The organism is Nostoc sp. TCL240-02 (genome assembly GCF_013343235.1).
Classification (GTDB): Bacteria; Cyanobacteriota; Cyanobacteriia; order Cyanobacteriales; family Nostocaceae; genus Nostoc.
Map to the genome: position 1 here is coordinate 6,784,142 of NZ_CP040094.1, position 26,123 is coordinate 6,810,264.

Genomic DNA, 26,123 nt, shown 5'->3' on the forward strand with positions numbered 1-26,123 from the left:
AAAAATATCTGTCTCTTAATTTTAATATTTTTTAACAACTTAAATCTGATTATTAGAAAAGTACAAAATTTATTGGCAATAAAAATTATCGTTGCTTATCAGCTATACAGCATTAGTAAAAATTTGGTACTCTCATTACTATCTTTAGTTCAAGAAATAAATATAGATTAAAATTAGCCTTTTCAAAGTAGGTAAAAATTTTAGTCGATAAATTCCATACTCTGTGTACTCTGCACTTCTGTAGTAAAAAAACATACTTTTAAACCGCAGAGGTACAGAGAACGCTGAGAAAACATAAGAGATTTTACGAGCCATCTTGAAAGGGCTAAGATTAAAATTTAACTCTTGACATAAAGCGAAGAATATGAATAGTTTTTTGTTAGAAATTCACATAATTGCTCTGAAATCTTGAGACCAATTTAGCAGAAAAAAATTGCCAAAAAATCTATTTGCTACAAGACTAATTTGAATAATTTGTTTTCCTAGAATTTCGATCTATTCAGGCTAAAAGCATGACTCTATTGATCGCACATTTAGGGCCTCCCGGCACTTACACAGAACAAGCAGCTGTTCTTTATCTCAACTGGTTGACTAAAAGTACGGGAGTTGAAGCTACATTATCTCCCTATCCCACCATCCCGCAATCACTGCGCGCTGTTGCTGATGGTAAAGCTCAACTAGCTGTTGTGCCAGTAGAAAATTCTATTGAAGGGAGTGTTACCACAACACTGGATACACTGTGGCAGTTAGACAGTTTGCAAATTAAGTTAGCTTTAGTATTACCGATTGTTCATACCTTAATTTCTTGTGCGTCTAGTTTAGATAAGATTAAAACGGTTTACTCTCACCCGCAGGCTTTGGCACAATGTCAGGGATGGTTAGAGCGGTTTCTGCCGACTGTACAGATTATTATCAGCAATTCTACAACCGAAGCACTACAGCGATTAGAGCAAGAGACAACAACAGCTGCGATCGCTTCTAGTAGAGCCGCTCAACTCTACAACCTGCCTATACTTGCCACTGGTATTAACGACTATCCAGAAAACTGTACTCGTTTTTGGGTAGTAAGTCAGGGTGAGACGGACGCTGGATATCAAGCATCAACAACACCTACTAGTCACACATCGCTAGCTTTTAGTATGCCTGCCAACACACCCGGAGCATTAGTCAAACCTTTGCAAATATTTGCTCAACTAGGAATTAACCTCAGCCGGATTGAATCTCGTCCGACAAAGCGATCGTTAGGCGAATATTTGTTTTTCATGGATTTAGAAGCAGATGTCAAGAAAGCACAAATGCAATCTGCTTTAGCAGAATTAACTATCCACACAGAGATTTTAAAAATTCTTGGCGCTTACAATGTTTTGCCAATCAGCGCTTTTACTTGAGAGGGTGTTTGAAAAGTCTAATTTATTACTCACCGGGCGACTGGAAGTCGCGGCTACACAGTCAAAACCCACGGAGGTGGGTTAAAATCATTGATTTTCTCTTAGTCCACCTCCGTGGACTTTGTTTGTGTAGTAGGGAATTCTATTCGCCTAAAATTTTTCAAACAACCTCTGAGAAGTTAGGAGTTATCAGTTAGGCAATATAAATTATAAGTTGTCGATCTTGTATTTTTTGTTATTTTTCCTAACTCCTAAACTTCTCACTCCTCACTTTTCATTAAACGTGTCTTTAAGAACAGCGCGAGCTGCCAAATGATTACGAGTAGAAGTTAAAATTTCTGCTTCCCGCTCTAGACGAGTTGCAGTATCTTGCATTTCTAGCAATAACTGCTGCTCTGCGGCAACACCGTAAAGATTACTTGCTACCCAATAAGATAGTTCTGTTGGTAGATCGGGCAAATCTTCTGGCAGTTCGATATTTTGTTCGGTTAATTTACCTGATAGACGCACAACATCTCGCAGTAGTTGTTCTACTTCAGTTGACAAAGGATGCAAATCTTTAGTTGGTGGTTGGTCTTCAATCCACTCAACTAAGCCAACGCGATATGGCTTTTCACGAACATACTCTAATACACGAAATCTTTGTTGCCCTAGTGTCAACATCTTGATTCGATCATCTGGCAGGCGTTGGTGATGAACGATTTCTGCACAGCAACCAGTGTTTGAAATTGTACCTTTGACTGGATCGAACATCAAAACACCGAACCTGCGATCGCTCTCCAAAATCGTGTTCATCATGATTCGGTAGCGAAATTCAAAGATATGTAAAGGTAATGGTCTAGTAGGAAATAGAACTACTTCAGGTAACGGGAACAGAGGTAGTTCACGAACTGCAATTTTAGAAGATGATGTCATTGTTACCTTGGTATAAACTTAATCTTTAAAATTTCTTTTTCTCTGCTTTTCCCGTATTTTCTCTATATTCTATCATTTGTTTCCGAGCTAAATAAAAGCCCTGAGATATATTTCTCAAGGCTACGTAAATATTTATACTAATGTTCTTTGTCAGTCGTCTTTTGTCCTTTGTTTATTCACAAATGACCAATGACAAATGACTAATTAAAGTTTGACTTCAATATCTACACCCGATGGTAGATCCAATTTCATCAGGGCATCTATAGTCTTAGAAGAAGGCTGGTAAATGTCAATAATCCGGCGATGGGTACGGGTTTCAAAGTGTTCCCGTGAATCTTTATCTACGTGAGGCGATCGCAGCACACAATAGATCCGGCGTTTTGTAGGTAAAGGAATTGGGCCTATGGCTGTAGCGTTGGTGCGGTTAGCTGTGTCTACAATCTTCTCGCAAGATGTATCTAATAAGCGTCGGTCAAAAGCCTGTAAGCGAATTCTAATTTTCTGCTGCTGTAGAGTTGCCATCTTTAATTTTCCAGGTTCTGCGTAATTAGGGGATTATTTACAAGGTTAAAGGTTACAGGGTAAAGGTTACAGAAAACTAGTACCTGTCCCCTGTAACCTATTACCTTATTTATAGAGGGAAGAGAAAGGAGCAGAGAGGAATTATACCATCTCTGCTCCTTTGTTATGAGCGAAAAGGTGCTATTTGATAATTTTGGAGACGACACCAGCACCGATGGTACGTCCACCTTCGCGGATAGCGAAGCGCATTCCTTGTTCAATAGCGATCGCGTTGATCAATTCTACTGTCATCTTGATGCGATCGCCTGGCATCACCATTTCTACTTCTTTGCCTTCATCGGAGGTGTAGGCTTTGATAGTACCAGTTACATCGGTTGTCCGTACATAGAACTGGGGACGGTAGCCAGCGAAAAATGGAGTCTTACGACCACCTTCTTTTTCTGTTAGGACGTACACTTCACCTTCAAATTGAGTGTGAGGTGTAATTGAACCTGGTTTGGCTATAACCATACCGCGCTCGATATCTTCTTTCTTGAGACCACGCAGTAGTACACCCGCGTTATCTCCAGCCAAACCTTCTTCAAGGCTCTTCTTGAACATCTCAATCCCGGTGACGGCAGTAGTACGAGTGTCTTTGAGACCAATTAGCTCGACAGTATCGCCAACCTTGACTTTCCCGCGTTCAATCCGTCCAGTAGCCACAGTACCACGACCTGTGATGGTGAATACGTCTTCTACTGCCATCAAGAAGGGCTTATCAACATCCCGCTCAGGAGTGGGGATAAAGGAATCCACAGCATCCATCAATTCGTAGATTTTATCTACCCAAGGATTTTCACCTTTCTTGGTCTTAGGATTCTTGGTCATTGCTTCGAGAGCTTGCAGACCAGAGCCTTTGATAATGGGGATATCATCGCCAGGGAAGTCATAGCTGCTTAACAGTTCTCTGAGTTCTAGTTCTACTAGTTCCAAGAGTTCTGGGTCATCCATCAAGTCTTCTTTGTTCAAGAATACAACCAGACTGGGAACGCCCACCTGTTTTGCTAACAGAATGTGTTCGCGGGTTTGGGGCATAGGGCCATCAGTAGCAGCTACTACGAGGATACCTCCATCCATCTGAGCAGCACCAGTGATCATGTTTTTCACATAGTCAGCGTGGCCTGGACAGTCTACGTGAGCATAGTGCCGATTTTCGGTTTCATACTCAACGTGAGCGGTATTGATGGTAATACCCCGTGCTTTTTCTTCTGGCGCGTTATCGATTTGGTCGTAGCCTTTGGCTGTAGCTTGACCAAGAGCCGCCAAGGTCATAGTGATAGCTGCTGTTAACGTGGTTTTACCGTGGTCAACGTGGCCAATAGTACCGATATTGAGGTGGGGTTTATTTCTTTCAAACTTTGCGCGTGCCATGAATGCTCATTTCCTTATTTTAACTAAGCGTTCCCTTTGCTTTTTGCAATGATAGTTTCAGCTACGCTGCGAGGCACCTCTTCGTAGTGGCTGAACTCCATCGTGAAGGTACCCCGACCTTGGGTTTTTGACCGGATATCAGTGGCGTAGCCAAACATACTTGCCAGTGGAACTTTAGATGTTACCTTAGCAAGTCCCTTTTCGGTGCTTTGGCTTTCAATCTGCCCTCGGCGGGTGTTGAGGTCGCCAATGACGTTACCCATATAGTCTTCAGGAACTTCAACTTCAACTTTCATCATAGGTTCTAAGATGACGGGTGAAGCTTTCAGTACAGCTTCTTTCATCGCCATTGAACCAGCGATTTTGAAAGCCATTTCTGAAGAGTCTACATCGTGATATGACCCATCAATTAACGTCGCTTTAACATCAATCAAGGGATATCCAGCTAGAACACCGGATTCGCAGCTTTCTTTCATCCCTTGTTCTGCGGGGCCAACGTACTCTTTAGGTACTGTACCGCCAGCGATTTTGGAAACGAATTCAAAGCCAGTACCAGGTTCTCCAGGCTCCAAATTGATCACAACGTGACCGTATTGACCTTTACCACCACTTTGGCGGATGAATTTGCCCTCAACTTTGTTCACAGCTTTCCGAATTGTTTCTCGGTAAGCTACTTGTGGCGCACCTACATTCGCTTCCACCTTGAATTCTCGTAACATCCGGTCTACTAGAATTTCTAGGTGTAGCTCTCCCATCCCCGCGATTACGGTTTGGTTTGTTTCGGGATCGACGCGAACACGGAAGGTGGGGTCTTCTTCTGAGAGAGATTGCAGAGCCTTGGATAGTTTATCCATATCGTTCTTGGTTTTGGGTTCAACCGCCACCGAGATTACAGGCTCAGGAATGAATAGAGATTCCAGAATTACTGGCGATCCATCATCACAGAGTGTGTCACCTGTCAAGGTGTCTTTCAAACCCAGCGCTGCTCCCAAATCACCTGCTCGCAGTTCATCGACATCTTGCCGATCGTCTGCTTTCATGAGAACTAAGCGGGAAATCCGTTCTTTTTTATTCTTACTAGCGTTGAGAACGTAGCTGCCCTTTTTCAGAACACCAGAATAAACGCGAACAAATGTCAGGCGACCATAAGGGTCAGCCATAATCTTGAATGCCAGAGCCGCTAGGGGTTCGTTGTCATCAGCCCGCCGCTCAACAGTATCGCCATTGGGCAGTAAGCCTTGAATTGGCGGTACTTCACTTGGCGCTGGCAGGTAATCGACAACAGCATCCAGCATCAACTGCACACCTTTGTTTTTGAATGCTGAACCACAAAGTACTGGTACAATTGTCCCCGCAATTGTGCCTTTACGCAGGGCTGTCCGAATTTCCTGTTCTGTAAGTTCTTCGCCATCGAAGTACTTGGCCATTAAAGCATCATCGGTTTCTGCTGCGGCTTCTATGAGCTTGGTGCGGAATTCCTCTGCCTGCGCTTGCAATCCTTCCGGGATATCGGTTTCCTGGATATCGGTTCCTTGGTCGTTAGCGTAAATATACGCACGTTGCCGTACTAGGTCAACGATCCCTTGGAAGTCGTTTTCACTACCAATTGGTAGTTGAATGGCGATCGCATTCGCCCGCAGGCGATCGCGAATTTGCTCGTGAACTTTATAAAAGTTCGCTCCGGTGCGATCCATCTTGTTGATAAAAGCTATCCGAGGAACTTTGTAGCGTTCTGCTTGCCGCCACACTGTCTCAGACTGCGGTTGCACGCCGCCCACAGAACAAAATACTGCGATTACGCCATCCAACACGCGCATGGAACGCTCAACTTCAATTGTGAAGTCTACGTGACCCGGAGTATCGATAATGTTAATTTGATGATCTTTCCAACTGGTACTGATAGCAGCCGCAGTAATGGTAATTCCCCGCTCCCGCTCTTGCTCCATCCAGTCTGTGACGGCAGTTCCTTCATGAACTTCGCCAATTTTATGAATTATCCCAGAGTAAAATAATATTCTCTCTGTTGTTGTTGTTTTGCCCGCATCTATATGCGCCGCAATACCAATGTTGCGTACTTTCTCTAGCGGGATCGTGCGTGCCACAGCTACCTCCTATAGTTTTTGCCTCATGATATCTTGTATATTACTCTTTGTTAAGATTCTATACTTTTACGGAAAACCGTCTTCTTTTTGTAAATCTACGATATATCGCTTCGACAATACGATATATCGCTTTTTTACTTAATAACGATAGTGGGCAAATGCTTTGTTAGCTTCTGCCATCCGGTGCGTTTCTTCGCGTTTCCGAATCGCATTGCCAGTTTCGTTGGCAGCATCCATTAACTCATTTGCCAATTTACTTGCCATTGTCCGCCCTGGTCTAGAGCGGGAATATTGCACTAACCAACGCAGTGCTAGGGTAGTGCCCCGTTCTGTACGCACTTCCATTGGTACTTGGTAGGTTGCTCCACCTACTCGTCGAGCTTTTACTTCTACTAGAGGCGTGGCATTTCGCACTGCTCTTTCAAAGGTTTCTAAAGCACCGTTACCAGTGCGTTCCTCAATAGTTTTCAATGCTTCATAAACAATTCGTGCGGCAAGTGATTTCTTGCCATGACGCATGATCCGCCTGATAATCATGCTCACAAGGCGACTGTTATATACGGAGTCAGACGGAACTGGGCGCCTTTGAATAACACCACGACGAGACATACTTCACCTTTAATTCGGAATTGGCAACGAAATTATATGCTATCAGACACCGGAAACCAAAAGCTGTGGAACCCAACCCTCAGACTTTTTCAATTTTGTTTTCGACTGTTACAGCAAGGCTGACCTATTGACTACCAATTTTGGATTAGAGTTTTTGCTAGATGTTCCGACCACAAGGATTGGAAAAACTCAAAAGTCTGTAAGCCTTATCCCCTTGTGGATTCGACCAATCCAAAATTGCAAATCGCTCGACTGAGCGTAGTCGAAGTCTAAAATCTAAAATTCATTGACTTGCTACCTGCAACTAAATACTCACGGTGACAAGATTCTAAACCTTAATGTTCAGATGAGAATTATGCTGTGGGTTACAGCCTTCTCCTTAGAACTTCTACACTTGCTCGCTTAGTGTAGGTGTAGCTTGATTGATTTTCTTAAACAGACTTGAGCAGCTTTCATGACTGCTCTTAGAACACAGACCCTGATAGTTTTTTGTCCTTGAGCGTTTTTAAGATAAACGATTAATCGTGTTGGGTGCGATTAATCGCCTAATCCTATTTTTTCGCTTCTTTTGGACGCTTGGTTCCATACTTGGAACGCCCTTGTTTACGGTCTTTGACTCCGGCTGTATCTAGGGTGCCACGGATAATGTGGTATCTCACGCCTGGTAGATCCTTAACCCGACCGCCACGAATCATCACAACTGAGTGTTCTTGTAAGTTGTGACCAATTCCTGGAATGTAAGCTGTGACTTCAAATCCAGATGTAAGTCTAACTCTTGCTACTTTCCGTAAAGCTGAGTTAGGCTTCTTTGGTGTGGTCGTGTATACTCTGGTACAAACTCCCCGACGTTGAGGGCATTGTTTCAGAGCCGGAGACTTGGTTTTCTGACGCGCTTGTTCGCGCTCGGTACGTATTAGCTGCTGTATTGTTGGCATGAGTTACAGCGCGTAAAGCTGCTTATATGTCTAAGTTTTAACAAATCCTGATTATATCGTTTTTTAGTGTTTTATGTCAATTGTAATTTTTCCTTTATTATTAGCAAAAGATAGCTAATTTTAATGATTGGTTGTGGAAAAGGAATTGCCACAGCCACAGCTTGCGATCGCCTGGGGGTTGTGAAAGCGAAAACCACCACCCATTAAGTCTTCTGAATAATCTACCCTCAAACCGTTGAGGTAATTTAAGCTTGTAGGATCTATGACTACTTGAATCTCATCCAAGTCGAAAACCTGGTCGCCAACTTTTATTGCTTCATCGAAGGACATATCATAAAAGAATCCAGAACAACCACCTGGTTTTACTGCCAATCGAAATAAAACATTTGGTTGCTGCTTGGACTTTATCCGCCCAATTTCACTTGCGGCTGCTTGACTCAAATGAATCATGGAACTCGGTTTTTGCAATTTAATACCCCATCTTCATTTTACAGGCAGATGAGTTAACTCTTACTTCTCGAAAATTCCAAATTACCAAAGTCATGAGCGCGATCGCTATTACTACATTTATAGCACAACAAACTTTAGTCCCCACCTTAACTAGGTAGGGACTTCTGGGGTGCAGTGGTTCGCAAAGACGGTTTGCACAAGAAATGTATTCAATTTTTAGATTAGAGCTTTAGTCCTTAGTTCGGGCATAGTCATCTTGATAGCGGATAATGTCATCCTCTCCCAAGTATTCGCCATTTTGCACTTCAATTAACACTAAGGTAATCACGCCAGGATTTTCTAAACGATGAGATGTACATTGAGGTACATAAGTTGACTCATTATTGCTCAGTAATACTTCTTTCTCGCCACAAGTTACCCTAGCTGTACCTGAGACGACAATCCAGTGTTCGCTGCGGTGGTGGTGCATCTGTAAACTGAGGCGGTGTCCGGGCTTAACTTCGATGCGCTTGATTTTGTATCCGCGCCCTTCTTCTAAGACTGTAAAAGCACCCCAAGGACGTAACTCAGTTGCAGCAACGCCTCTGGAAGTGATATTTGAAGGTAAGTGTAGAGTGTCAGTCTGTGTAGTTTCTTGATATCGAGCCATAATTACCTCATTTGAAGACATAACAAACCGTCTGTACTCTTAACTATTGATAAAAAATCTGGCGCTATGTTGCAACGTTGAAAATCAGCAATTTTGTCGCACCTTGATAAACATAACAAAATCAAACCTGATGGTGTAAACCATCACTCTTAAAACTTTTAGGTTTACACTAAGTCTTCATCAAGCAAAGCGGCAGCTTGTTCTAAACTTTAAAAAAAGATGGGATATTTGGACATTGGGAATTGGGCATTGAGACTTGAAAAGAGGCAAAGGGGCGGGGTGCTGCTCTTGCTGAGGACAAAACTCTTTTCCCCTACTCCCTACTGCCTGGTTAACGTGGTTTCAGGAAAATACCAATTCCATTATGAACACGAGCAGCAGTACTAGGCGATCGATCAAGTAGTTGCCCTCCTAAATAAAGGCTGGTAGAACTACCGCCGTCCAGATTTAAGGCATCTACACAGCCCATCTGTTGCATTAATTGGGCATGTTCTGCCAATGTAGGGCCATAACCGCCAGCACGATTATGGACGGCAGCAATCATCAGTGTGCCTGTTGCAGTTGTACAAATACCACTACGAATAGCCTTTTCTGCAATAAAGGCATTGCTGAATTTTTCAGCTTTGGCATCGAGGACAATTTGACGATTTTGGATTAATAGCGGTCCGGCTCCGATAATGTGGGGATAACGACTAAAATCAGTGGGAGTAGTGCTGCTAGAAATACGTACTGTGCTTCCAATCGGTAACTGTGACGCAGCGCTAACGCTGCTAGCGCGTAAAGTTAGTAGGTAGCCATCCTGGGGAATGGGAACGGCTGTCCCACCAACTTTGCCGCCTGGTAGTTGCTGAGTAATTTGGTCTTTTTGTACTACTAGGATAATTTCGTTATCCGTTAAGGGTGTGTAAGTTGCTCCCCAAACTGGGGTGTAACGGGCAATGCCACTCTGGACGTAGCCGCTATTAAGAAACAGAATTGGTAAGCGTTGGTTATTTGCAGTAATTAAACTTTCTTCTAAGGTGAGACGACCAAAGTAAAATTGACCTGAATCATTCCAAGCGATCGCACCCCGGTTAAGAATGGGGCCTGATAACCACTGATTATCCCGACGAATCGCACCCAATGGTAATCTGTTATTGCGGTTAAAATAACCACCGTTAATTCCAGCTACTGCTAAGTAACGTTGTGCTGTTTGAATTAAGGGAGCAGTACCCCCAAGCCCATCAGGACTAGCCCACATAGGTTTCAAGGTTAGCCCAAATTTACGAGGATTAACTTCTAACCAAACCACCGGAAAGCGTTCTGTGCCTAAGTTGACATAATGCTGTCGCCAGCGTAATCCTGGGGCCCAAGTAATATCTCGTTCTTCTAGAGGATCGGGTCGAATATCGATAATCAGCCGATTGGGGTTAGCGTTAGTCTTAACTTGAGGCGATAGACCAAAGGGAACGCTCAGACTAATAATCGTTTGGTTTTTCACCACCTGCACTTGTTGGATAAGTGGTTCAGGGGCTGGTGGTATTGTTTGTGTTGGTGTAACTGGTGATAATTGTTTAAGCAGGTTTGGCAGTAATGTTGGCGCTGCTGCTGGTGGCTGGGGGGTATAGCGTTCGATCAAAACGGGATCGGCTATTCCATCGAGGGTAATTGTCCATTCTCGATTTGGCGGTGCAGTGGGTTTTGGGGTTGGCGTATCTGGATCGGAAGATGGAGTTTGCGGTTTTGCGATCACTGATCCTTGTGCAACTTGCCAGGGAGTCGGCCGATCTAAATTTACAAGTATGCGGGTTTGTTGCAAAGGGGCACTTGCCTCTGGAGGTTCCTGGCTCTGAACAATATTCGTAATTTGTGCTTGTGGGGTAGCAATCACCAAGGTGTTCCCATTGACTTGGATTTGCCATCCAGATGTTTGAGCAAAATTAGTGATATCCAGATAGCGATATGCTCCTACTAGCCTGGTGGCTAAAACCAGTGGTGTTGTCACCGACGAAAACCACTGTATTGGTTGTTTCGCTGAACTACTACTGTTTAAGAAATTTACTCCAATTAATTGCCTAAATACCCCATCACTGAGATGAGTTGTCACCTGACCAGATTTTCCCGGTCGTTGCAACCAAGTTCCTGGTAAAGTACGACCATTGAGGGAAATTTGATTCCCAGAGAATACCATCCCTGTTAAAGGAGGTGCAGATGACTGGGAGATCAGTGATTTGGTGTTCTTTGGCAACTCTTGGGCGTTGCTAGCACCAGTAGTGGTTAAACACAGTAATGTTAAAAGTATTGGTGACACAGTAGCCCGGAAGAATCTGCGTTCGTTAATCCCTGATTGGCAACAACTCGGCATTTTTACCATAATTTACTAGGTACTTTTGAAAACTTTCACCCCAAGGTATAAATTAACTAATTATTTGAAAATATTAAAAAAACATGACTTTATTTCTTAAAAAAGATGCTATTATATATATTGGATAGTTATCTCTTTTAGACATTAATAAATTTAGACGCTAAAGCGACTGCAAAGAAGTGTTTTAACTGGCACTAATTTTAACCACACTATACACGGTAGTCTTGGTTATCAAAACTGGATTAAGATAGTCAACCCTGACTGAATGTTGCTACTTCAATGAGGTCTACTTAATAGTAATATATAGCAACTGGTAAGCAGCAAAACTCCAGACAACAAAAATATTTGGGAATTGTCAAATGTGTATATATTGTAATACGCTGATTTTATTGCCGGATCGGGATGAGTTTGGCTTTAAAACATAAGACAGCATTGAGTTTGGTTTCAGGTGAGCTGAAAATAGGCTCTGTGGGTAGCTACCGTGCATCTGGAAAAAGGGAATTGAAAAAATACTTAGCTTCAGAATATAAAAAAGAAACTGTCAGGACAATAAGCATGTCTTGGCGGAGGTAAATTGTCTGACACCGCATAAATACATAAAAAATACGCAACTATTTTAACACGGGTAAACTAAGAAAGTAAAACCGAAGTTAAAATTTTTTTTCCCTAAATTTCGGTGCTTATATATTTCTCCATCGTGGAATTTAGAAATTTTTCCCGTAAGTAGTGGCAAAATTGGTAACTCAATACTTCAGGAACAGGGTATGAATAATCAACCGATGAATCAAGAGCAGAACATCACAGCAAATATCAACTCAAGAGATACCTATCAGGGGCAAAAATGGTTAGTAGAAGAACGAGATGCCTGTGGTGTCGGTTTTATTGCTCATCGTCAAAATCATACCAGCCACGAAATTGTCGAAAAAGCCCTAGCTGCTCTAACCTGCTTAGAACATCGGGGAGGTTGTAGCGCCGATCAAGACTCTGGTGATGGGGCTGGAGTATTGACAGCTATCCCTTGGGATTTGTTCCAACAAGACTTTGCCCAAAGAAGGAAGGAATTTTCATCCACCAATAATATAGCTGTGGGGATGATATTTCTCCCACAAGACCAGGAAGCAGCACAAAAAGCTAGAGCGGCAGTTGAGCAAGTAGCTACTGAAGAAAAATTAGTTGTACTGGGTTGGCGAGTAGTGCCAGTACAATCTGATTTATTGGGTGTACAAGCAAGAGAAAATCAACCCCAGATCGAACAAGTTTTGTTAGCTTCTGTTGACAAAAGCGGCGATGAATTGGAACGACAGTTGTACATTACCCGCCGCCGAATTAGTAAAATTGCAACCAATATCTCAGAAGAATTTTATATCTGCTCGTTGTCAAATCGCACGATTGTCTACAAAGGCATGGTGCGTTCTGCCGTATTGGGAGAATTTTATCAAGATTTAAAAAATCCAGCTTACAAAAGCGCCTTTGCTGTCTATCATCGCCGCTTTAGTACCAACACGATGCCCAAGTGGCCCCTAGCTCAACCGATGCGGCTTTTGGGTCACAACGGCGAAATTAATACCTTATTGGGTAACATCAACTGGATGATGGCACGAGAAGCTAGCCTGAATCATCCTGTATGGGGCGATCGCATCAAGGAACTCAAACCATTAGTTCACATTGATAACAGCGACTCAGCTACTTTAGACAACGTACTGGAATTACTGGTGAGTTCTGGACGCAGCCCCTTGGAAGCTTTAATGATTATGGTTCCAGAAGCTTACCAAAATCAGCCTTCTTTGCGTGAATCTCCAGAAATTGTTGATTTCTACGAATATTACAGTGGTTTGCAAGAAGCGTGGGACGGGCCAGCACTTTTAGTATTCAGCGATGGCAAAAAAGTTGGTGCAACATTAGATCGTAATGGCTTAAGACCAGCTCGTTACCTAATCACCAAAGATGACTACATTGTTGTAGCTTCCGAAGCTGGCGTAGTAGACTTTCCTGAAGCCGATATTGTCGAGAAAGGTAGACTTGGCCCTGGGCAAATGATTGCTGTGGATTTAGTCAACCATGAAGTACTGAAGAATTGGGAGATTAAGCAGCGCATTGCCAAGCAGCATCCTTATGGAGAATGGCTGCAACAGTATCGTCAAGAACTCAAAGAACTTGTCAGTGATAAGTCGTCAGATGTTAATGGAAATGGACATCTGGCTACTGAAAATGGTAACGGACATAGTACAACTGAGAAAATTGACAAGCAAACCTTGCTTCAACTTCAAACCGCCTTTGGCTACACCACAGAAGATGTCGAAATGGTGATTCAGCAAATGGCGATCGCAGGTTCAGAGCCGACTTTCTGTATGGGGGATGATATTCCTTTAGCGGTGCTGTCAACGAAGCCCCACCTGCTTTATGACTATTTCAAACAGCGCTTTGCTCAGGTGACGAACCCGGCAATTGATCCCCTGCGGGAAAAGCTAGTGATGTCTTTGAAAGTCGAATTGGGTGAACGAGGTAACTTATTAGAACCCAAAGCAGAATATGCCCGAAGATTGAAACTTGAATCGCCAGTATTAACAGATGCTGAATTAGAGGCAATTAAGCTGTCAGGATTTGCCACAGCCGAGTTGTCAACCCTATTTGCGATCTCCAACGGCCCTGAAGGATTGAAAGCCGCAGTCGAATCTTTACAAGCACAAGCAGCTGAATCAGTCCGGGCAGGTGCAAAGATTTTAATCTTAACCGATGAGGTAAATGACGGTATCACCACAGAATATACCTACATCCCTCCCCTGTTAGCAGTCGGTGCTGTACATCATCACCTGATTCGGGAAGGGTTGCGGATGAAAACATCCCTAATTGTTAATACTGCCCAATGCTGGAGTACTCATCACTTTGCTTGTCTTATTGGCTATGGGGCTGGTGCAGTCTGCGCGTATATGGCTTTAGATACAGTGCGTGATTGGTGCATTGATCCCAGAACCCAAAAGTTAATGGGGGTACAAAAAATTCCCACCCTTACCGTAGAACAAGCTTTAGCAAACTATCGCAAAGCGGTAGAGTCAGGTTTGCTCAAAATTCTCTCCAAGATGGGAATTTCTCTGCTCTCCAGCTATCAAGCAGCCCAAATCTTTGAAGCTATTGGCATTGGTGGAGATTTAATCGCACTAGGATTTCGTGGTACGACTTCCCGTATTGGTGGTTTGAGTATTAGCGAACTCGCTGATGAAGTACTTTCTTTCCACGTTAAAGCTTTTCCAGAACTGACGACCAAGAAGTTAGAAAACCTGGGCTTTGTGCAGTACCGTCCTGGCGGCGAGTACCACATGAATAGCCCCGAAATGGTCAAGGCGCTGCATAAGGCTCTAGATGGCAAAAACTACGACCACTACGAAGTTTACAAAAAACACCTCCAAGGCAGACCAGCAACGGCATTGCGGGACTTGTTAGATTTTCAAGGCGAACGTACCCCAATTTCTCTAGAAGAAGTAGAGTCGGTAGCTGAGATTGTCAAGCGCTTCTGCACCGGCGGCATGTCTTTAGGTGCTTTGTCAAGAGAAGCCCATGAAACTTTAGCGATCGCCATGAATCGCATCGGGGGTAAATCTAACTCTGGGGAAGGTGGCGAAGATCCAGTGCGCTATAAAGTTTTAGATGATGTAGACGAGTCTGGTAACTCGCCAACCCTACCTCATTTAAAAGGATTGCGGAATGGTGATAAAGCCTATAGTGCTATTAAGCAAGTTGCATCGGGACGCTTTGGTGTCACGCCAGAGTACCTAGTCAACGCCAAACAAATTGAAATCAAAATTGCCCAAGGTGCCAAGCCTGGAGAAGGTGGACAACTGCCAGGGCCAAAGGTGAGCCAATATATTGCGATGTTAAGGCGCTCGAAGCCAGGTGTGACGCTGATTTCGCCGCCACCACATCATGATATCTATTCAATTGAAGACCTAGCACAACTGATTTTCGATCTGCACCAAATTAATCCCAAAGCAAAGGTATCGGTAAAGCTAGTTTCAGAAGTTGGCATTGGCACGATCGCGGCTGGTGTAGCTAAGGCAAACGCTGATATTATCCAGGTTTCTGGACATGATGGTGGTACAGGTGCATCGCCGCTTAGTTCGATTAAACACGCTGGTTCACCGTGGGAATTAGGTTTAAGTGAAGTGCATCGCGTTTTGATGGAAAATAGCCTGCGCGATCGCGTGATTTTACGTGTGGATGGCGGTCTGAAGAGTGGTTGGGATGTGGTAATAGGTGCGTTGATGGGTGCTGAAGAATTTGGTTTCGGCTCCATCGCCATGATTGCTGAAGGCTGTATCATGGCGCGGATCTGCCACACGAATAATTGCCCCGTGGGTGTCGCTTCTCAGAAAGAAGAACTCCGCAAGCGGTTTACGGGAATACCGGAACAGGTTGTCAACTTCTTTTACTTCATCGCTGAAGAAGTGCGTAGTTTGTTAGCACGACTTGGCTACCGTTCTTTGTCAGAAATCATTGGACGTGCAGATTTGTTGAAACTGCGCCAAGAGGCAAAAATTACCAAAACACAATCACTAAATCTTGATTGTTTACTTAAGCTGCCAGATACCAGAGATAATCGTAGCTGGTTAGTGCATGAAGAAGTCCATAGCAACGGCGTGGTTTTGGATGACAAGTTCCTTGCCGATCCCGATATTCAGACTGCCATTAGGGATCAGTCTACCGTTACCAAAACTTACCCTATTATCAATACTGACAGAACAGTAGGTACAAGATTAGCGGGTGCGATCGCTTCTCAATATGGTGACAGTGATTTTGAAGGACAAATTAATCTCAACTTCATAGGTAGTGTTGGGCAAAGCTTTGGTGCTTTTAACCTCCCCGGCATAAGTTTGTCCTTAGAAGGAGAAGCAAATGACTACGTAGGTAAAGGGATGCATGGTGGTGAAATCATCATCAAGCCTCCAACTGATGCTACCTATAACGCATCACAAAATGTCATAGTTGGCAATACCTGCCTTTATGGTGCAACTGGTGGCGTTTTATTTGCCAACGGACAAGCAGGAGAACGCTTTGCAGTGAGAAACTCTAAAGGCATTGCAGTGATTGAAGGCGCTGGGGATCACTGCTGTGAATACATGACTGGTGGTGTGATTGTCGTCCTCGGTAAAGTAGGACGCAATGTCGCTGCTGGAATGACTGGCGGACTAGCATACTTCTTAGATGAAGATGACTCATTTCGTGAGTTAGTCAACCCGGAAATAGTTAAAATCCAACGGGTGATTACGGAAGTAGGTGCAAAACAACTGCAAGAGTTAATCCAAACTCATGCGGAACGTACTGGTTCACCAAAGGCGAAGAAAATTCTGCAAAACTGGCAAGAATTTTTGCCGAAGTTCTGGCAGTTGGTTCCACCTTCTGAAGCTGATAGTCCCGAAGCTAATCCTGAAAAAACAACTGAGTTTAGTTTAGTAACTAGTCATTAATAACTTCAGCGAAAATCTCTTTGGATTGCTAAGACAGCCACCTGAACTTACTTCTGAGAAGAGAGTAGAGATATAAAAAGATTCCCCTTTATAAGGGGAATCTTTTTTTAAGCGATTCAAAATAATGTATTTTAAACAAAAAATATAATTTTAGTTTTTAGCCAATTATTATTGACCAATTAACCATAATTAATAATTATTGCTTTTTGTTAACCAGCAACTTTTGGTCTGCATCTTCTATTTCTAAAAGTTCTGGAATAGTTACAAAGCGATAGCCTTGCTTTCTAAGGTTGCTAATAATTTCTGGTAAAGCTTGTACAGTTCGAGAACGGTTCCCACCACCATCATGCATTAGCACAATACCACCAGGTTTTGAATCTTTAATTACGTTATTTATCAACTTCGGTACAGCTGGTAATTTGTAGTCTGTGGAGTCAGCCGACCACATGATTACAGCATACTTCTGTCCTTTAGCATAAGCAGATAATCCATTGTGCAACATACCACCAGGTGGTCGGAAAAGATTTGTTTTAGCACCTGTAATTTGATAAATTAGGTCTGTTGTGCGGTCAATTTCATAAGCTGCTGCTTGTTGATTAAAGAAGTGATACCAGTGATGCCAGGTATGGTTAGCAATGACGTGACCTTCAGTTACAATTTTCTTTCCTATTTCTGGAAAATTTTTTAGGTTCTGCCCAACAACAAAAAACGTTCCTTTGATATTATTTGATTTTAAAATATTTAGCACTTGCTCTGTAGTGTCAGGCCAAGGGCCATCATCAAAGGTGAGAGCAATCACTTTTTGTCCCTGAGTGAGTTTTGCCTCTTCAATTATTGCCCCTTGAAAACGTGACGGCACCGCGTAAGATAGACCTTTAGTTTGTGCTTCTTGCTGCCAACTTGTAAGCATCGCCGCCTTTAATTTCTCAATGCGCTGCTGAGTTCCTACGTTTGCAGCTATATCCTTGACATCTATATTTTGTCTAATCTGAGCCTCTGAAGCATTTGGTCTTAGAAGCATCATGAAAGCAAGGCTAAAAACACCACCTAAAGCAAGCAGTGCAATTAATATTCCTTCTGGCCACAGAAACGACTTATTGTTTTCCACCTCATAGCTCCTTCAAATATCGAACCATCAACCACGGTTATGACGGTACGTCATAGCACCTTTTTTAGATATCTTAAATATTAGATACCAGTTACTTCCTAGTAATCCTGAAAACTGGAATTGGGGCTAACAGAGATTCACAATAGACTATACGGCTTTAAATGAACCTACATACTTAAGATTTGAATGAGAATGAATTCTTACACAATACTTGGTACTGTTTAATGTCAACCCATTCATAAAAGGCAAGGTCTGCATTTCCACATTCTTACCTCTAGCTCTAAAAAGGAGTACAATTAAATAATTAGCCACACCCCAAAATCCTCTTAATAGGAGTTCTGAATTAGTTTCTGTCTTTCACTTCACCGCGAAGGCAGCATTATCATTTCAAATTTTATAGCTTTACAAATAAGATGAGCTAGACTGTCGACTATGTAATTTGTAGTTTTCGCGGACTGAATTTGTTATCTTCAGACCTTCTAAAGGTAAAGTTGTAAATTATACAACTTAGTGAATTATGTGATTAACATACAAAACTACTTACAAGGGGTGGGGTATCTTTCAAAAATGAGTCTAGCAAACTGTTAGTTCTATTCTTGATAAGATATATTCTAGTGCCTGCTGCTATTGCTTCTTTTTTAAGAAAAAGTTAAATTTTCAACTGACAGAATATTACCTTGTACTATCTAGGAAATAGACCAGACGAAAATTGATTCAATATAGTTTCTCATTGCCAAGGGGCACTTATTCGTTAATCTAGATACTTTTGACCAATTTAGCAAAAATAATTTTATCGGCAGTTTAATTCTATTTTTAATGCTGATACTTTAGACTAAATTGGTAATAACTTTTGTCGGTTAATGTTTTTCTCGATAATGATGGATATTTATATCTTATTAATAGTACACTTTAATATGTACTGTCACCGTGTAATTACGGAAAAATTTGCATACATATAGGCTAAGTTGTTAAAATCATCATAATATTAGGGATTCGCTTCGATTTCTGAGATTTCTGAATTTACCTGCATAGGTAGGCAATAGTCAATAGGAAAGAAGGCTTTGTCAGATGTACTGAGTTTTTTCAAAAATCAAATTATGAGTTCTATTGACATTTATACTATTAAACTATTGAATTCTACATTTAAATGTAATATTTTTTACTGTTACCACTTGTTAGAACTGTAATTTTGTGTTTAAAATTACACTATGATAGTCGTTAGCTTTAGATAATATCACTTAATAACATATATCAAATATATTTGATTTTAACTCAACTACCAAGACTAACCCTGGCCTTTTGTCAGTGAAGTGAAGCAGATACTATCAGATATGTCGTAAGCAGTTTTGCTACTTAACGACCAACTTTCTGCTCAAATAAAAAACCGACTGTATGTATAGTTTTATCAATCGGTGACTAGCTTTTTTAGCAGAAGGCAGTAAAACTGAAAATTATCTAATAACTTGACTTATATTATAATTGCAGCAATTAAAATTAGGATTATTAAATTATCGAGGAATCTTAATCATTAGCTTATGTTGCCTTAAAGAGGTCATCGTTTATTTACAGTACTTTTACTTATGTTTGGCAGAGATGGTAACTGTATTGTTTAATATAAGTATGAGTTTATGCAGAACCTAGATTGTTTATTAGTATACCTTTTAAGCCAAAATAATCAAGGTATTTGTCCCACTTATGAAACTGGCTACAAATTTTTATGATTCCTCACGAAAGTGATGCAAAAGAAGAACGTGCGTCGTCAAAAGTATTGCGTAGTTGGCAAGAAAATCTGATTTTAGTTGCGATCGCATTATTTTTAGCACTTCTAATCAGGACTTTTATCGCCGAACCCCGCTATATCCCTTCTGATTCGATGCTGCCAACCTTACATACAGGTGATCGCCTGGTAGTTGAAAAAATATCCTACCATTTTCACCCTCCCATAACTGGAGATATTATTGTTTTTCAGCCACCCGCAGAACTACAACGTCGAGGATATCCCAAAGACCAAGCTTTTATCAAGCGGGTTATTGGTCAGCCTGGTGAGGTAATTAGTGTTGATTCTGGCAAAGTCTATCTCAACGGTCAACCCTTGGCAGAAGATTACATCGCTGAACCACCAAATCAGCCATATCAACCAGTAAAAGTCCCAGAAGACGAATTTTTTGTTATGGGAGATAACCGCAACGATAGTAATGACTCTCGCTATTGGGGCTTTTTACCTCAAAAAAATGTCATCGGTCGGGCAACATTTCGCTTTTGGCCTCTCGATCGCATTGGGTTTATTTAATCAATTTTGGATTTTGGATTTTTCCTTCAATCCAAGTTGCGCTTTAGGCTCAACAAAAATTCGACTCAAAATCTAAAATTAGCAGAGTTAGGAGTTATTTTAAAACTTCTAACTTAAAATTTTAAATAATACATCAGTTGAGCGATCGCATCACCAGGTAACTCCAGCCGTCGTTGAAAATCAGCTAGATTACGGTAAGGCCCGACTGATTGCCGATTTTGAACCACTGCTTGCGCTAAAGACAAATCTATAAATGGAATTTGCGCTAACTTTTCGACTGTTGCTGTATTTGGATTGACTAAATGGGTCGGACTTTCTAGAGATTCGTGGTCATAATAAATAAAATTTAGCAGAGGCTTTAATGGCTCCAGGCGGCGCGCTGGTATAGCCAAAGCCGCAGCGATATCTTCAATACAGTAAAATTTAACACCAGAATGCGAAAGTTCTACAAGCGATCGCGCTTGGTGAATTGACAAACCTGGTAAACGTAACCAATCATCCACAGTGGCTTGATTTGCATCAATACGAATACCTAATTTGGCCGCGATCTGAATTTCTTCACCAGATTGGAGGCGATAGTAGGGATCGTTGAGGAGCTTGGCGCGGAGTTTTTGCAGTTTAGGGTTCAAAGGTAGCCAATTATTCATTATTGTTGCTTACCTCAAGAAATCTGGTCTAGCAATTGGCGGCGCTTTTGCTCAAACTCATACTCTGAAATCAGTCCATCCTGACGCAAAGCATCTAATTCTCGCATTGCCTCAGCCATTGCTCCTACCTGATTACTTACCTTTTGTGAGTTTCTTGTCGCTGACTTGCCGAGATTAAAATTTCGATCGAAAGCTTCTTCATCTTGGGCTAAATACCAAACTCCCTCAATAGCACTGGCTACCTTGGGAATGGGTGTCCAGGAAAGCAGCACATACAAAACACCCCACAAAGGCTGTCCCAGATAGAATTTATGCAATCCTGAAATTGTCAACGTGCCAGAAAAAGCTAAAACAGCAGCAACACTTCGACTTTTGCGCTTAGTTAACATATTTCTAATAAATCTATCAATACCATAATTCTTACAATCAGACAGTCAACTACCCTGGCTTGCCCTTGAGACTTTTGAAATTCCCACACACAATTTTGAAGAAATTTGAGTAAGTTTCACATGACTGTGCATTGAGCTTTGATGCTAATTTTAAGTTTTTAACAGCTTTATTACTACTATGTCACAGACCTTACTACCGCCGGGATGGGTTGAAAAGCTTTGCGATCCTTACGCTGTGCTAGGAATCTCTGTGATTGCTGACGATCGCCAGATTTTCAAACGCTATCACACTTTAGCGAAACTGCTACATCCCGATCGCCATGCCAAAAGCTGTAATTCAGACCAAGAATTAGCAACGGCAATATTTAGCCATTTAATCAATCCAGCTTATGCAAAACTGAAAAATCGACAGAGGCGCTTAATTGCGATCGCTATGCTGCGATCGGATGCGAGAGTTTTGGAGCAGAAGCCTTTGTCTTCTAAAAATGCCATAGCTCAAGAAATGATGGAAATGCTTACACCCGAAGCAGAATTGTTTTACGAAGAAGCGATCGCCTGTTATGCAGAAGCTCAATACAAATCACTAGATCAGTTTTATCAGGTGACGCAACAAATTACTATACTAAATTTAGTATACTTACGCTTCCATAAACCAGACCTCTTCCTACCACAAAAAGTTGTTCCCATCATCCCTAAAGTAGAAGTCAACCCAGTTGAATTGACATTAACTGAAGTCAAACCAGTTTTGACAAACTACGCTCAACGTCATTACCAGCGAGCTATTGAATACGTCAGACTAACCAAATGGCCCCTAGCTGTACAAGAACTGCGCGATGCGATCAAGTTAGAGCCAAATAACAGCGACTATTACGCCTTATTAGGTTTGGTACATCTCAAACAGAAATTTGTGGGGATGGCTAGGGTTTACATCTGTCAAGCATTAAAACTTAACCCGCAAAATTCACTAGCTTTGAAATATGCTTCCGAACTGAAAATTAAACTGGGCGAAAACACCAATCCTAAATCAATGGCTAAAGCTATGAGTATTGCGGCTTTATTAAGTCGGTTTACACAGAGAAAAGGTTCTCAAGTCAAGTGTTGAAATTTGGGTAACAAACCGTACTAAAACCGAAGCTTCGTCACCAGATTACTCACCTAGACTAAAATAATAAATAGAAGTAAAACTATTAAGCTACTGAGTCTAGACACTCAGTTTAGTATAAGCAATATGGGATTCTTCGATTCTGAGATAATTCAGCAAGAAGCAAAACAGCTATTTGACGATTACCAAGCACTAATCAAGCTTGGTAACAACTACGGCAAATTTGACCGCGATGGCAAAAAGCTGTTTATTGAGCAAATGGAAGCCATGATGGATAGGTATCGCATCTTTATGAAGCGTTTCGAGCTATCAGAAGATTTCATGGCACAAATGACCGTAGAACAACTGAAAACGCAATTAGGTCAATTCGGTGTCACCCCGCAACAAATGTTTGACCAAATGCACCTGACTTTAGAGCGAATGAAAACCGAGCTAGAAAAACAGGCTTAGTCAATCTTAGATTTTGAATTAATTGCTAATCCAAAATCTAAAATCTAAAATTATTGTGATTTGGGGCGAGAAAACTGAGAAGGTGGCTTGAAGTTTTCTACTGGTGTGTTCTTAAGTGCCTTCTCCATAAAATCTTTCCAAATAGGAGCGACCATAACACCACCTGTTGCATGGTCAGCTAATTGTCTATTGTCGTCTCTGCCTACCCAAACCGCAGTTGTTAACTGTGGCACAGTGCCAACAAACCAAATATCCTTTTCTGATGATGTTGTTCCCGTCTTTCCGGCGGCTGGACGACCTATCGCAGCACCTTTACCAGTGCCTTCAGAAATTACCGATCGCATCACATCAATAATTGCTGCCGATGCCCAAGGATCGAGAACTAGCTGAGGCTTGGGAGTGTTGTCTAGCAATACGTTACCACTACTATCGGTGACACGGGCAATTACAGTCGGTGGTGACTGCCAGCCATAATTAGCAAAGGTGGCATAAGCACTAGCCATTTCCAGAGGTGTAACACCAATTGCACCAAGAGGCAAGGAAGTAACAGGTTCCATCGGACTCATAATACCCAAGGTACGACAAGTTTCGATCACTCTATTCATCCCTACAGCCTTACCAATCTTGATTACAGGGATATTTCGTGACTGGGCTAAAGCTGTTCTAATTGGCATCGATCCCCTAAAACTGTTATCGTAATTTCTGGGTGAGTACCAACCGTTACCATCTCGATAGCTAACTGGAGAATCATCTACCGTTGAGTCTGCCGTATACTTACCAGTAGCGAAAGCAGTATAATATACAAATGGTTTAAAAGAAGATCCCGGCTGGCGTTGAGCTTGAGTTGCCCGATTGAATTCACTGGTCTTAGGATCTATACCGCCCACCAGTGCTTTGATAAAATGTGTGCGCGGATCGATAGACACCAAAGCCATTTGGTTCTTGGATAATCCTTGATCTAAAAGTGTTTTATGCCACTTAGTGACGGTTTCTTCTGCCATTATTTGGAACTTGGCATCAACCGTTGTTTGCACGCGCATCCCACCTTTAAGTAGTGTGTCACGCCCAAACTTTTTAGCCAATTCCTGCGCTACGGTGTTGGTTACATAGGGTAGGGCACTGCCTTGAAAGGATTTGATTTTACCAAGTTTGATTTCCTGCTTGAGGGCATTGTCATACTCAGACTGGTCGATCCAGTTTAATTCCAGCATTCGCCCCAGCACTTCTTTTTGTTTCTGTTTTGCCAGCTTCATGCTCACAAAGGGGCTGAATTCTTCTGGTGCTTGAATCAAACCTGCCATCATTGCTGACTCGCCCAAGGTTAAATATTCTGATGACTTATTAAAGTAACTGCGGGCTGCCGTTTGTACACCATAATTATTATGACCCCAATAAACTTGATTGAGGTACATTTCTAAAATTTGGTCTTTGGTAAGAATTTGCTCTAACCTGATTGCCAGCACTGCCTCCGCTAACTTGCGGGTAAAAGCACGCTTTTGAGATAAAAACAGGTTTTTTACCAATTGCATAGTAACAGTAGAGCCACCCTCTTTGACTCCGCCTGCTACCGCATTAACTACTATAGCCCGACCAACACCAGTGGGGTTAATACCGTGGTGATCGTAGAAGTGACTATCTTCACTTGCTAATACCGCCCGTTTTAAGTTCGGGGAAATTCTATCCAGGGGTACGACTTCTCGGTTGGCTTCCCCGTGGATACTCGTTAAAAGTTTACCCTTAACGTCATAGATGTAAGTTGTTTCTGAGGGAAAGAAGTTACGTAGCTGTCTTACATCTGGCAAATTACGGAAACTAATGGCTAAACCAACCAGTCCTCCGGCTACAATGGAACTTGCCAACATGGTAATTGAGAGCAGAGTACCGCCAGTTACCTGACCAACTCCTTTCAAAAACTCAAAACCTGATGAAGCCCGACGTTGTGGCTGTTTATCTTCAAAAGTCCTAGAAGACGACACGGCGATTTCACTTCCTCACTTATAAATTTAACTGTAATTGATTGGACGAAGCAAGGCGGTTAATTTTTTGCAATTATAGTAGTTTGGCAGATGAGAAAGCGGATAAATTGCAAGTGTTTATAACCAACTTAACTTCTAACGTGCAAAACATAGCTAACAGTGGATTTTCTAGTATGACGCAAGATTTTGCTTGGCTGCGTCGTGGTGTTGTAGAAGTTTTTCCACAACCAGTTGATGTTAACAGTGAAAGTCTAGAAAAACGTTTGGCAACTACAAACAAACCTTTGAGGATCAAGTTGGGGATTGACCCTACTGGTACTGATATTCATTTAGGTCATAGCATACCAGTACGAAAACTGCGAGGGTTTCAAGATGCTGGCCATATAGCAGTTCTAATTATTGGCGATTTTACAGCACGCATTGGCGATCCAACTGGTAAATCTGAGGTGCGCCGCCAGCTTACAGAAGCAGATGTCGCCCAAAATGCCCAGACTTATCTTGACCAAGTACGCCCTATCTTGGATTTTGACACACCCGGAAGGTTAGAGGTGCGTTATAACTCCGAATGGCTTTCTAAGCTCAACTTAGAGAAAATTTTAGAGTTACTCTCGACGATGACGGTGGGGCAGATGTTAGCTAAAGAAGGATTTGCCGATCGCTATAAAAAAGAGAATCCGATTTTTATCCATGAGTTCCTATACCCGTTAATGCAAGGTTTCGATTCCGTTGCTGTTGAGGCAGATGTGGAATTGGGAGGGACTGATCAGAAATTTAACATCGCTGTGGGCAGAGATTTACAGCGCCATTTTGGTCAAAAGCCCCAGTTTGGGATGCTGCTGCCAATTTTGATTGGCACAGATGGGGTGCAAAAAATGTCCAAGTCTTTAGGTAATTATATTGGGTTGTCAGAACATCCGGGGCAAAAATATCAAAAATTACAAGGGGTTCCAGATAATCTACTGGAGCAGTATTTTGAACTGCTGACAGATTTACCTTTGGATAATCTGCCAGAAAATCCCCGCGATCGCCAAACACTTTTAGCTTATGAAGTTGTCAAGCAGTACCACGGCGAAACAGCCGCTAAAGAAGCAAGAGAAGCAGCGCAAAGTGGCGGCAAGGAAGGTGCAGTTCCCGAATTTTCTCTAGCTGAAGTATCACATCCCGCTAAATTAGCGTATATTCTCAATGTCACTGGCTTATGCAAAAGTACAGGGGAAGGTAAGCGGAAAATTCAAGAAGGTGGGGTGCGCTTAGATGGCGATCGCATTACCGATGTTGATACAACTTTTGCCGATTCTGCTGAATTACAAGGTAAGGTTTTACAAGTTGGGAAAAATAAGTTTGTGCGTTTAGTACCTTAAATGGAGAGTGGGGAATA

At 42.1% G+C, this 26,123-nt stretch carries 19 protein-coding genes; 6 read left to right on the forward strand and 13 right to left on the reverse strand.

Annotated elements, in window-relative coordinates; translation table 11 throughout:
• Nucleotides 1-512 precede the first annotated feature (512 nt).
• Nucleotides 513-1,388: a prephenate dehydratase gene (gene pheA, locus FBB35_RS28985; protein ID WP_174712513.1), complete on the forward strand. Its 876-nt coding sequence runs from the start codon at nucleotides 513-515 to the stop codon at nucleotides 1,386-1,388.
• Nucleotides 1,389-1,655: 267 nt separating this feature from the next.
• Here the strand turns inward: pheA and FBB35_RS28990 are convergent, their stop codons facing one another.
• From FBB35_RS28990 to FBB35_RS29030, 9 genes are all read right to left on the reverse strand, one after another.
• A complete protein-coding gene (locus tag FBB35_RS28990; protein WP_174712514.1) occupies nucleotides 1,656-2,303 on the reverse strand; it encodes an LON peptidase substrate-binding domain-containing protein in 648 nt (215 codons plus the stop codon).
• A gap of 204 nt (nucleotides 2,304-2,507) precedes the next feature.
• A complete protein-coding gene (gene rpsJ, locus FBB35_RS28995; protein ID WP_008232935.1) occupies nucleotides 2,508-2,825 on the reverse strand; it encodes a 30S ribosomal protein S10 in 318 nt (105 codons plus the stop codon).
• Nucleotides 2,826-3,005: 180 nt separating this feature from the next.
• Complete coding sequence (gene tuf, locus FBB35_RS29000; protein ID WP_012410239.1) at nucleotides 3,006-4,235, reverse strand: elongation factor Tu; 1,230 nt, start codon at nucleotides 4,233-4,235, stop codon at nucleotides 3,006-3,008.
• Between the two features lie 23 nt (nucleotides 4,236-4,258).
• On the reverse strand, nucleotides 4,259-6,337 hold the full coding sequence (gene fusA / locus FBB35_RS29005; protein WP_174712515.1) for an elongation factor G: 2,079 nt from the start codon (nucleotides 6,335-6,337) through the stop codon (nucleotides 4,259-4,261).
• A 138-nt stretch (nucleotides 6,338-6,475) separates the two neighbouring features.
• On the reverse strand, nucleotides 6,476-6,946 hold the full coding sequence (rpsG, locus tag FBB35_RS29010; RefSeq protein WP_094331156.1) for a 30S ribosomal protein S7: 471 nt from the start codon (nucleotides 6,944-6,946) through the stop codon (nucleotides 6,476-6,478).
• Nucleotides 6,947-7,497: 551 nt separating this feature from the next.
• Nucleotides 7,498-7,881: a 30S ribosomal protein S12 gene (gene rpsL / locus FBB35_RS29015; protein ID WP_015214573.1), complete on the reverse strand. Its 384-nt coding sequence runs from the start codon at nucleotides 7,879-7,881 to the stop codon at nucleotides 7,498-7,500.
• A 120-nt stretch (nucleotides 7,882-8,001) separates the two neighbouring features.
• Complete coding sequence (locus FBB35_RS29020) at nucleotides 8,002-8,331, reverse strand: iron-sulfur cluster assembly accessory protein (RefSeq protein WP_174712516.1); 330 nt, start codon at nucleotides 8,329-8,331, stop codon at nucleotides 8,002-8,004.
• Nucleotides 8,332-8,560: 229 nt separating this feature from the next.
• Complete coding sequence (locus FBB35_RS29025; RefSeq protein ID WP_174713811.1) at nucleotides 8,561-8,980, reverse strand: cupin domain-containing protein; 420 nt, start codon at nucleotides 8,978-8,980, stop codon at nucleotides 8,561-8,563.
• 331 nt (nucleotides 8,981-9,311) lie between these two features.
• Nucleotides 9,312-11,324: a phosphodiester glycosidase family protein gene (locus FBB35_RS29030; protein WP_174713812.1), complete on the reverse strand. Its 2,013-nt coding sequence runs from the start codon at nucleotides 11,322-11,324 to the stop codon at nucleotides 9,312-9,314.
• 764 nt (nucleotides 11,325-12,088) lie between these two features.
• Here FBB35_RS29030 and gltB point away from each other — a divergent pair.
• The gene (gltB, locus tag FBB35_RS29035) at nucleotides 12,089-16,783 is read left to right on the forward strand and encodes a glutamate synthase large subunit (protein ID WP_174712517.1); all 4,695 of its coding nucleotides are present in this window, start codon (nucleotides 12,089-12,091) and stop codon (nucleotides 16,781-16,783) included.
• Nucleotides 16,784-16,979: 196 nt separating this feature from the next.
• Here gltB and FBB35_RS29040 read toward each other — a convergent pair whose 3' ends face one another.
• Complete coding sequence (locus tag FBB35_RS29040; RefSeq protein WP_174712518.1) at nucleotides 16,980-17,891, reverse strand: polysaccharide deacetylase family protein; 912 nt, start codon at nucleotides 17,889-17,891, stop codon at nucleotides 16,980-16,982.
• A gap of 1,717 nt (nucleotides 17,892-19,608) precedes the next feature.
• Between FBB35_RS29040 and lepB the strand changes: the two genes are divergently transcribed.
• Nucleotides 19,609-20,181 (forward strand): signal peptidase I, encoded by a 573-nt coding sequence (gene lepB / locus FBB35_RS29045; protein WP_174712519.1) that lies wholly within the window; start codon nucleotides 19,609-19,611, stop codon nucleotides 20,179-20,181.
• Nucleotides 20,182-20,294: 113 nt separating this feature from the next.
• On the opposite strand, the gene FBB35_RS29050 is transcribed toward lepB, so the two are convergent.
• Both FBB35_RS29050 and FBB35_RS29055 read right to left on the reverse strand, forming a co-directional pair.
• Nucleotides 20,295-20,828, reverse strand: a complete 534-nt coding sequence (locus FBB35_RS29050; protein ID WP_174712520.1) for a ComEA family DNA-binding protein — start codon at nucleotides 20,826-20,828, stop codon at nucleotides 20,295-20,297.
• A gap of 14 nt (nucleotides 20,829-20,842) precedes the next feature.
• On the reverse strand, nucleotides 20,843-21,217 hold the full coding sequence (locus FBB35_RS29055) for an NINE protein (protein WP_174712521.1): 375 nt from the start codon (nucleotides 21,215-21,217) through the stop codon (nucleotides 20,843-20,845).
• A gap of 178 nt (nucleotides 21,218-21,395) precedes the next feature.
• Here FBB35_RS29055 and FBB35_RS29060 point away from each other — a divergent pair, with 178 nt between their 5' ends.
• Nucleotides 21,396-22,319, forward strand: a complete 924-nt coding sequence (locus tag FBB35_RS29060; RefSeq protein ID WP_174712522.1) for a DnaJ domain-containing protein — start codon at nucleotides 21,396-21,398, stop codon at nucleotides 22,317-22,319.
• A 126-nt stretch (nucleotides 22,320-22,445) separates the two neighbouring features.
• The gene (locus FBB35_RS29065) at nucleotides 22,446-22,769 is read left to right on the forward strand and encodes a DUF1825 family protein (protein WP_174712523.1); all 324 of its coding nucleotides are present in this window, start codon (nucleotides 22,446-22,448) and stop codon (nucleotides 22,767-22,769) included.
• Nucleotides 22,770-22,819: 50 nt separating this feature from the next.
• On the opposite strand, the gene FBB35_RS29070 is transcribed toward FBB35_RS29065, so the two are convergent.
• Nucleotides 22,820-24,745, reverse strand: a complete 1,926-nt coding sequence (locus tag FBB35_RS29070; RefSeq protein ID WP_174712524.1) for a transglycosylase domain-containing protein — start codon at nucleotides 24,743-24,745, stop codon at nucleotides 22,820-22,822.
• A gap of 173 nt (nucleotides 24,746-24,918) precedes the next feature.
• Between FBB35_RS29070 and tyrS the strand changes: the two genes are divergently transcribed.
• Nucleotides 24,919-26,106 carry a tyrosine--tRNA ligase gene (gene tyrS / locus FBB35_RS29075; RefSeq protein WP_174713813.1) on the forward strand — a complete coding sequence of 396 codons (1,188 nt, stop codon included), beginning with the start codon at nucleotides 24,919-24,921 and terminating at the stop codon, nucleotides 26,104-26,106.
• Nucleotides 26,107-26,123 lie beyond the last annotated feature (17 nt).

Bases quoted from the DNA above. Each gene is read 5' to 3' on its own strand.
- pheA (WP_174712513.1), top strand. From the start codon at position 513: ATGACTCTATTGATCGCACATTTAGGGCCTCCCGGCACTTACACAGAA.
- FBB35_RS28990 (WP_174712514.1), bottom strand. From the start codon at position 2,303: ATGACATCATCTTCTAAAATTGCAGTTCGTGAACTACCTCTGTTCCCG.
- rpsJ (WP_008232935.1), bottom strand. From the start codon at position 2,825: ATGGCAACTCTACAGCAGCAGAAAATTAGAATTCGCTTACAGGCTTTT.
- tuf (WP_012410239.1), bottom strand. From the start codon at position 4,235: ATGGCACGCGCAAAGTTTGAAAGAAATAAACCCCACCTCAATATCGGT.
- rpsG (WP_094331156.1), bottom strand. From the start codon at position 6,946: ATGTCTCGTCGTGGTGTTATTCAAAGGCGCCCAGTTCCGTCTGACTCC.
- rpsL (WP_015214573.1), bottom strand. From the start codon at position 7,881: ATGCCAACAATACAGCAGCTAATACGTACCGAGCGCGAACAAGCGCGT.
- FBB35_RS29020 (WP_174712516.1), bottom strand. From the start codon at position 8,331: ATGATTCATTTGAGTCAAGCAGCCGCAAGTGAAATTGGGCGGATAAAG.
- FBB35_RS29025 (WP_174713811.1), bottom strand. From the start codon at position 8,980: ATGGCTCGATATCAAGAAACTACACAGACTGACACTCTACACTTACCT.
- FBB35_RS29030 (WP_174713812.1), bottom strand. From the start codon at position 11,324: ATGCCGAGTTGTTGCCAATCAGGGATTAACGAACGCAGATTCTTCCGG.
- gltB (WP_174712517.1), top strand. From the start codon at position 12,089: ATGAATAATCAACCGATGAATCAAGAGCAGAACATCACAGCAAATATC.
- lepB (WP_174712519.1), top strand. From the start codon at position 19,609: ATGATTCCTCACGAAAGTGATGCAAAAGAAGAACGTGCGTCGTCAAAA.
- FBB35_RS29050 (WP_174712520.1), bottom strand. From the start codon at position 20,828: ATGAATAATTGGCTACCTTTGAACCCTAAACTGCAAAAACTCCGCGCC.
- FBB35_RS29055 (WP_174712521.1), bottom strand. From the start codon at position 21,217: ATGTTAACTAAGCGCAAAAGTCGAAGTGTTGCTGCTGTTTTAGCTTTT.
- FBB35_RS29060 (WP_174712522.1), top strand. From the start codon at position 21,396: ATGTCACAGACCTTACTACCGCCGGGATGGGTTGAAAAGCTTTGCGAT.
- FBB35_RS29065 (WP_174712523.1), top strand. From the start codon at position 22,446: ATGGGATTCTTCGATTCTGAGATAATTCAGCAAGAAGCAAAACAGCTA.
- tyrS (WP_174713813.1), top strand. From the start codon at position 24,919: ATGACGCAAGATTTTGCTTGGCTGCGTCGTGGTGTTGTAGAAGTTTTT.